The organism is Campylobacter sp. TTU-622 (assembly GCF_016598965.1).
Classification (GTDB): Bacteria; Campylobacterota; Campylobacteria; order Campylobacterales; family Campylobacteraceae; genus Campylobacter_D.
The window spans coordinates 23,972-31,522 of sequence record NZ_JAENKR010000005.1 but is presented as its reverse complement, the minus strand read 5'-3'; the positions used below and the strand labels follow the sequence as shown (position 1 = coordinate 31,522).

Below are 7,551 nucleotides of genomic sequence, written 5' to 3'. Positions count from 1 at the left end.
TGATTTAAAGATAAATTTAATTTAAGATCTTTAATTTCTTCTTTAGAATCTGGTGTAATTTCATTAGAAATATTATCAATATTTAAAAGTATATTAAAATTTAAAGTTTTATTAGTATTTAAATTGGTGTCTATTTTAGAAACAATATTTTTAAAATTAATTTTATCTATATCAAGATCAGAAATTCTAATTTCTTGCTCACTTTCATAAAAAGTATTTAAAAATTCATCAATACTAAGTGCAGAATTTAAATAATAATAAAACTTTAAATTTTAATATACTTTTAAATATTGATAATATTTCTAATGAAATTACACCAGATTCTAAAGAAGAAATTAAAGATCTTAAATTAAATTTATCTTTAAATCAAATATCAAAAGAAACTTTAGAAAATTTAAATAAAGAACTCAATCAAGGAATAAAACCAAATCTAGAATTTTATTTAACAGAATTCTTAGCATTCAATCCTAGTTTAAACATACAAGAATTTAGTTTTTCAAAAAATAAAAAAGAAATTAAAATGAATGCAAATATTCAAGCTTTCAATAGAGATTATCAAGCCAAGGCTACAATTATAAGTGATGAGATAATTTCAAAACTATTTCCTAGCACTATTTTTATGGGTGGATTTGATGAGTATTTTATACAAAAAGATGGAAAATATGTGATGGATCTTAGTATAAGTGATACGAAAAATGATTCTCATATAAAAATTAATGGAAATGATTTAAATTTAGGAATTTCTTTAGATTGATTAATTTAAGTTTAAAATTTCGTCCTAAAAATCTAAATGAAATTTTAGGACAATATGAACTTGTAGAAATTTTTAAAAAATTCATTACTATGCAAAAACTCCCTCATAGTATATTCTTTGGTCCATCAGGTTGTGGAAAAACAAGTTTTGCAAGAGTAATAGCTAAAGAATTTGGACTTGATTTTTATGAATTTGATGGTGGTAATTTTAAGCTTGAAGAACTTAGAAAAATACTAGAAAATTATAAAAATAGTCTTTATAAACCATTTATTTTTATAGATGAAATACATCGTCTTAATAGAACCCAACAAGAAATGCTTTTAATTCCTATGGAAAATTATCGTTGTATTGTAATAGGAGCAAGCACAGAAAATCCTTATTTTGTATTAAGCGAAGGCATTAGAAGCCGCTCTATGCTTTTTGAGTTTAAAAGTTTAAAAACTAAAGATCTTGACTTCTTATTTTCAAAAGTTCAAAATGAATTAAAATTTAGCATTGATGAAGATGCGAAAGAATTTTTACTTAAAAGTTCAGATACAAGAGCAATGTTAAATTGGCTTGAATTTGCACTTGTTTTAAATGAAAAACATATCAGCTTAATTAATCTTAAAAAACTTAAAAATAATACTTGTAACGAAGGAGTAAATTCAAAAGATACACATTTTATTTTAATTAGTGCTTTAATTAAAAGCTTAAGAGGAAGCGATGTAGATGCTAGTCTTTATTATTTAGCTAGATTAATACAAAGTGGAGAAAATGCTGATTTTATTGCGAGACGTCTTGTAATATTTGCTAGTGAAGATATAGGCAATGCTGATCCTAATGCTTTAAATTTAGCAATTTCAACTTTACAAGCAGTTAAACATATAGGTTATCCAGAAGCTAGAATTATTTTATCGCAATGTGTAGTATATTTAGCAAGTGCCATAAAATCAAATTCAAGTTATAAAGCTATAAATCAGGCTTTAGCTTATGTAAAAAATAATCAAGCTCTAGAAATTCCAAGTTTTCTAAATAATAATCATCCAGATAAAAAAAATTATCTTTATCCTCACGATTTTGGAGGATGGGTTGAGCAAAAATATCTTAGCAAAGATTTAAAATTCTATGAAAGCAAAGGTAATGGTGAAGAAGCAAGGCTTTTAGAAAATTTAAAAAAAATGAAAAATAATCAATCAAATTAATATATTTATCTAGTATTTATAAATTCATAGCTGTATCAAAAACTAAATATATAAATTATTCTCTAAAATAAAAATTTATAAAATATAGCTTTTATTTTAGAAATTAATATTTTCAAAATAAGTTTAAGATTTTATTATTAATAAAACTTATAATTTTGTAAATTTATGGCTAATTTATAATTGAAATATTATTTCATCAGCTTCTTAAGTATTATCAATTAAAAAAAATATTTTTTTATGTCTTTTAAGATATATCGTATTTTTAATTTCGTAAATTCTAATATAAACTATTTTGGCAATTTTATAAGCTTTTTTAGTGTTTTTATAGAATTAATCTAGAAAATGTTTCTACAATAAACCATTTTAATAAATAAAATCTTTTACAATTTAAAAACATTCGTATCAATATTAATTGCATAACTTTAAAAGTATTTAATCATAAATCTTTTTTAACCCTTATTTAAAATACACATTCAAATTTATCTCGTTCCTAAAATTAATAATATTTAATAAATTTATAAAAATTATTAATTTAAATTTTTTATCTGTAAAAAAGCTTTTTGGCTAAAAGTATTAAATACTTTTCTATAATTTTTTTGCCAGCCTTTATCTACTACTAAGCTATCATATTTTCCTTTGTAACTTCCACCACTAAATCTAAAAGCGGCTAATTTACTTATAAAAACCAAGCTCGGAATTTGTAAAATATCACATAAATGAACATTACCTGTATCCACGCTAATAAAAAAGTCAATTTTTTTAGAAATACTTACTAAAGAGGCTATATTGTCATTATTAACAAATATTTTTAAGTTAGATTCTTTAATATTAATTTGTATAGGATTTGTATCAAAATTTAAAAGTATAAATAAAAAATTTCTATGATTTTTAGCTAAATTTCAAGCAAGATTTAACCAATCTTTGATAAAGAAATTTACGCCTCTATACTCACTATTATTAGAAAAAGGATTAATAGCTATAATTTTTTCATATTTTAAATTTTTTAAAAAATTTTTACTTAAACTATCATCATTGGGTAAAAAATCTTTTACTTTTGAAAAATCAATCTTTAAAATATTTTTATCATAGTGTTTAGCATTTATAGCTCTAACAAGTTTTAAGGCAATTTTGCTCATATGTTTTTTTACTTCTAAAATAAGGAAATGGAGTTGTAAAATAACTTGAAGTAAGAGAAATAAAATGTGGATTTACTATACATTTTTTAAGTTTAAGTTTTTTTAATTCTTTAAAAAAAGAACTTGATCTTTGAATACTTATAAAAATATCAGGATTTAATAATGATAAATCTTGAAAAAAATTACTAGAATGCAATACCTCATCAATAAAACTTAGTTTTTTTTAAAAATTTAGTTATCCCCCCCCCCATTCATTGCAATAAAGTACGATAAGCTTATCTTTAGGGTAAAGTTCTTTTATAGCATAAAGAGCTTTAAAACACACAAGGGTATCGCCAAAACCGCTACAATGGAACACAATTTTTCTCATTCTAAAACAACCCCTTCATTAATCACTACTTCTCCTATAATAAAAGCATCTGAATTTTCTAATACTTTACTTACATTTTTAGGTTCTACAATCATTATTAAACCAGTGCCCATATTAAAACTCCTATACATCTCATCTTCTTCTACAATTTCTCCAATAGTATAAAAAATTTCAGGAGTTTTTAAATAATGTTTTTTAACTACAGCACCTATACCTCTTGGTAATACGCGTGGTAAATTTTCAACAATTCCTCCACCCGTTATATGTGCTAAAGCATTTATAAAAGGTTTTAATTTTAAATAATCTTTTACATAAATACGCGTAGGTTCTAATAATATATCAATTAGTTTTTTACCATCGATCTTATCATCAAAATTCATTTTTAATTCTTCAAATAACACCTTTCTTGCTAAAGAGTATCCATTAGAATGAAGTCCTGAACTAGGTAAAGCTAGTAATATATCTCCATTTTTAACAAACTTAACTCTATCTAGCTCATCTTCTTCAGCTATACCTACAGCAAAACCAGCTAGGTCAAAATCGTTTTTTGCATATATTCCAGGCATTTCAGCTGTCTCTCCGCCTATTAAAGCACAATTTGCTTCTTTACATCCTTTAGCAATACTTGCTATAACAGCTTTTGCAACTTCAATTTCAAGTTTAGCACTTGCATAATAATCTAAAAAAAATAAAGGTGTTGCAAAATTACAAATTAAATCATTTACGCACATAGCTACCAAATCTTGGCCTATAAAATCATATTTTTTACTTTCTATGGCAAGGCGTAGTTTTGTTCCAACTCCATCTGTAGCTCCTAAAATTACAGGCTTTTTAAAACCACTTGGAATTCTAAAAGCTCCAGAAAAAGATCCAATATCCCCTATTACATTATCATTAAAAGTCTCTTTTACTATAGGCTTAATTGCTTTTACAAAAGCATTTCCCTTATCTATACTTACGCCTGCATCTTCGTATGAAATTTTCATTTATTTTCCTTTAAGAACGAAAAAGATATTTTAACGAAATAAAATTTAATAAGGTATAAGATGAAAAATGCTTTTTTTGTAACTGCTTCTATAGCTTGTGGAAAAAGTTCTTTTATCAAAATAGCTAATTCTATGGGATTTAAAAGCATAAGTGCAGATAAAATTGCTCATCAAATTTTAGATAATTTTTCAAAAGAGTTAGTAGAAATTTTTATTCCATTTAATACAGATAAACTAAGCTTAATAGAAAATAATAAAATAAACAGAAAAAATCTTGCAAAAATAGTTTTTTCGAATTTACAAGCAAAAAAAACCTTAGAAAATTTCACTCATCCTAAAATAAGAACAAAAATTTTAGAACAAATGCAAATTTTAGAATGCGAAAATAAACCTTTTTTTATAGAAGTTCCACTTTTTTTTGAAAGCAAAGCTTATAAAAATTTAGGCAAGGTAATTTTAATTTACGCTCCTAAAGAATTAAGTTTAAAAAGACTTATGCAAAGAGATAATTTAAGCAAAGAAGAAGCTTTAAAAAGAATTGAAGCTTTAATGGATATTGAAAAAAAAGTTTCTTTAGCAGATTTTGTGATTAGCAATGAAAGCTCTTATGAAATTTTTCAAGAAAAAAGTATAAAATTTATTAAAAAACTTTCTAAGGAAGCAAATGAAATTTTATAAATACTATGCTAGTGGAAATGATTTTATAATATTTAATGCTGATAAAAAAGGAGACAAAAGTGCTCTTGCTAAAATCCTTTGCAATCGCTATGAAGGCATAGGCGCAGATGGAATGATAGCTATATTAAAGCACAATGAATTTGATTTTGAATGGGAATTTTATAACAATGATGGTAGCAAAGCTAATATGTGCGGTAATGGAGCCAGAGCCGCGGCACATTTTGCACATCATTTTAATAAAAAAAATGAAAATATTAGTTTTTTAACAGGCGCTGGTCTTATAAGAGCACAAATAAAAAATGATCTTGTTAATATAAATTTAGGAAAAATAAAATATATAAAAGAACCTTTTATTTATGAAGATGAATTTTGGCAAGAATGCAATAGCGGTGTGCCACATTTAGTGCATTTTTGCAATGATATTAACCAATTTGATATTCAAAAAGCTAAATTTTTAAGAGATAAATATAATGCTAATGTAAATTATGTACAAATTATCGATAAAACAACTATGAAAGTGCGCACTTTCGAACGTGGCGTTGAAAATGAAACTTTAGCTTGTGGAACAGGAATGGGTGCTTGTTTTTATTTAGCTTTTTTAAATTCTTTAGTATATGATGAAATAAAAATAATACCTAAAAGTAATGAAGAATTAATTTTTCAGTTTAAAGATAATGAAATATTTTTTCAAGGTAAAGTGAGGTGCTGTTTTGAAGCTAATTATTATTTTATTTAGTTTTATTTTTCTTTATGGATTTGATAATTTTGAAAAAAATTATTATGAATTAGATCCTGAAAAACAAAGAGAAATATTTTTCAATAAAATGAATGAAATGTTTAACCATTCATTTGAAAATATATTAAAAGAAAGAGAATTTGTCCAAAATTTTATCAAAGAAGGGGCTAAAACAGGTTTTAGAAACCTTGATATAAATGGCTTAAAAAAACTTATAGAACTTAAAAATAAATATCGCATAAGCAATTTATTTAATTTAGATGAATATGAAAAAAAAATCAATCTTATTCCAAAATCTATGGGTATAGCACAAGCTTTAGTTGAAAGTGCAACCGCTACTAGTCGTTTTGCAAGAGAAGCAAATAATTTATTTGGGGAATGGACTTGGGGAGAAAAAGGTTTAATTCCCAACGAAAGACAAGAAGGAAAAAAACACAAAATAAGAATTTTTGACTCTTTGCAAGAAAGTGTTGATTCTTATATTCTTAATTTAAATCGTCATTTTGCTTACGAAGATTTTAGATCATTAAGACAAAGTTGTTTTATTCAGGGTAAAAATATTACAGGACTTAAAGCTGTTGAAAACTTGCACTCTTATTCAGAAAACAAAAATACTTATATAGGCATTATTAAAAAAATTATAGAAAAATATGAGCTTGAAAAATATGATAATTTAAAAACTCAAAGCCCACTTATCAAAAGGTAAAATTTCAAATTTAACCCCTTGCTCAAAAAAATTCTCTTCATTAGAAAGAGTGATAAAAAATATATGAAAAATATCAAATTCCAATGCTTTGGGTAATATTTTTTTAGCTTTAAGTTTTAATAAATCTATATCTAAAGTAGGACTTGCTATAAAAGCTATTTTGGATTCTTTTAAATAAAAAGTGAAAAATTTATTAAAATAAATATCTTCTTTAAATTTAAATAATTCATTTAAAATAAGATTTTCAAAAAGCTTCTTAAAATCTTTTTCTATACAAAAAGCATTTTTAAAAGCAAAATCTTGAAAATAAATTTTTTTTAAAGCCTTACTATCATGCATTACATTATAAATAATATATTCATTTTCTAATTTTTTAATACTTTTATATACACTATCTTTTGAAGTTTTAATCTTATTTTTTAAATTTTGAAAAAGTTTTGTAATGCTAATTTGATTTCCAAGATTATAAGCAAGATATTTTAAAATTTCAAGCTCTAAAATAGTAAAATTATCTCTTAGCATTTGATTATTAAAATTAGATCTTCCATAATTTAAAAAAAGTCCTAAAGAATGATTAGAAGTTATATTTTTACCTATACTAAGAAATTCTTCAAAATCAAAATAATCAAGCTCCAATTCATCAAAACCCTCAAATTTTAAATCTTTTTTATTTGTACTTAAAATAATTGATATATTTATATCCTTTAAAGATATATTATGCTCTAGATTATACAAACAAAGAATTTTAATTTTTGTATTTTTTTGTAAAAAAGAAGGTAAATTTTTTAAACTTTCTTCCTCAAATCTCAAATCTTTTAGATCTAAAAATAAAATTTCTTCACTTTTAAACTGAGAGAGATAATTAAAAATTAAGGTTTTCTTGCCACAATATTTTGGCCCTTTAATAAGAGTACGCGTAGAAGTTATTTTTATTTTTCTTTCATAGTTTAATTCAAATTTATGAGGATTTTCATAAAAAAAATTTAAAACCCTCATAAATA

11 protein-coding genes are annotated in these 7,551 nt (G+C 23.9%); 5 read left to right on the top strand and 6 right to left on the bottom strand.

The features are described 5' to 3' along the window. Positions 1-238: 238 nt before the first annotated feature. A complete protein-coding gene (locus JG677_RS01485; protein WP_200284795.1) occupies positions 239-754 on the top strand; it encodes a hypothetical protein in 516 nt (171 codons plus the stop codon). Then, positions 754-1,938 (top strand): replication-associated recombination protein A, encoded by a 1,185-nt coding sequence (locus tag JG677_RS01480; RefSeq protein ID WP_200284799.1) that lies wholly within the window; start codon positions 754-756, stop codon positions 1,936-1,938. The genes JG677_RS01485 and JG677_RS01480 overlap by 1 nt, the downstream gene beginning before the upstream one ends. 527 nt (positions 1,939-2,465) lie before the next feature. Here JG677_RS01480 and JG677_RS01475 read toward each other — a convergent pair. The 5 genes from JG677_RS01475 to purM all read right to left on the bottom strand — a co-directional run bounded on the left by JG677_RS01475 (position 2,466) and on the right by purM (position 4,430). Continuing rightward, complete coding sequence (locus JG677_RS01475) at positions 2,466-2,675, bottom strand: hypothetical protein (protein WP_200284793.1); 210 nt, start codon at positions 2,673-2,675, stop codon at positions 2,466-2,468. A 162-nt stretch (positions 2,676-2,837) separates the two neighbouring features. Next, positions 2,838-3,074 carry a hypothetical protein gene (locus tag JG677_RS01470; protein ID WP_200284791.1) on the bottom strand — a complete coding sequence of 79 codons (237 nt, stop codon included), beginning with the start codon at positions 3,072-3,074 and terminating at the stop codon, positions 2,838-2,840. Beyond that, complete coding sequence (locus JG677_RS01465) at positions 3,046-3,270, bottom strand: hypothetical protein (RefSeq protein ID WP_200284789.1); 225 nt, start codon at positions 3,268-3,270, stop codon at positions 3,046-3,048. Before JG677_RS01465 ends, JG677_RS01470 begins: the two co-directional genes overlap by 29 nt. A gap of 39 nt (positions 3,271-3,309) precedes the next feature. After that, complete coding sequence (locus tag JG677_RS08955) at positions 3,310-3,444, bottom strand: hypothetical protein (RefSeq protein WP_267905145.1); 135 nt, start codon at positions 3,442-3,444, stop codon at positions 3,310-3,312. After that, positions 3,441-4,430 (bottom strand): phosphoribosylformylglycinamidine cyclo-ligase, encoded by a 990-nt coding sequence (gene purM, locus JG677_RS01460; protein ID WP_200284786.1) that lies wholly within the window; start codon positions 4,428-4,430, stop codon positions 3,441-3,443. The genes JG677_RS08955 and purM overlap by 4 nt, the downstream gene beginning before the upstream one ends. Positions 4,431-4,490: 60 nt before the next feature. Here purM and coaE point away from each other — a divergent pair, with 60 nt between their 5' ends. From coaE to JG677_RS01445, 3 genes are read left to right on the top strand one after another with little or no spacing between them, the layout of a single operon-like run. Continuing rightward, positions 4,491-5,108, top strand: coding sequence for a dephospho-CoA kinase (gene coaE, locus JG677_RS01455; protein WP_200284784.1), 618 nt, complete (start codon positions 4,491-4,493; stop codon positions 5,106-5,108). Beyond that, positions 5,095-5,844 carry a diaminopimelate epimerase gene (gene dapF / locus JG677_RS01450; RefSeq protein WP_200169805.1) on the top strand — a complete coding sequence of 250 codons (750 nt, stop codon included), beginning with the start codon at positions 5,095-5,097 and terminating at the stop codon, positions 5,842-5,844. Before coaE ends, dapF begins: the two co-directional genes overlap by 14 nt. Continuing rightward, positions 5,819-6,550 (top strand): glucosaminidase domain-containing protein, encoded by a 732-nt coding sequence (locus JG677_RS01445; protein ID WP_325099500.1) that lies wholly within the window; start codon positions 5,819-5,821, stop codon positions 6,548-6,550. The genes dapF and JG677_RS01445 overlap by 26 nt, the downstream gene beginning before the upstream one ends. Here JG677_RS01445 and JG677_RS01440 read toward each other — a convergent pair. Next, entirely contained in the window at positions 6,518-7,546 is a 1,029-nt protein-coding gene (locus JG677_RS01440; RefSeq protein ID WP_200284782.1) for an ATP-binding protein, read from the bottom strand. The two genes, JG677_RS01445 and JG677_RS01440, sit on opposite strands and share 33 nt — an antisense overlap. Positions 7,547-7,551: the final 5 nt, after the last annotated feature.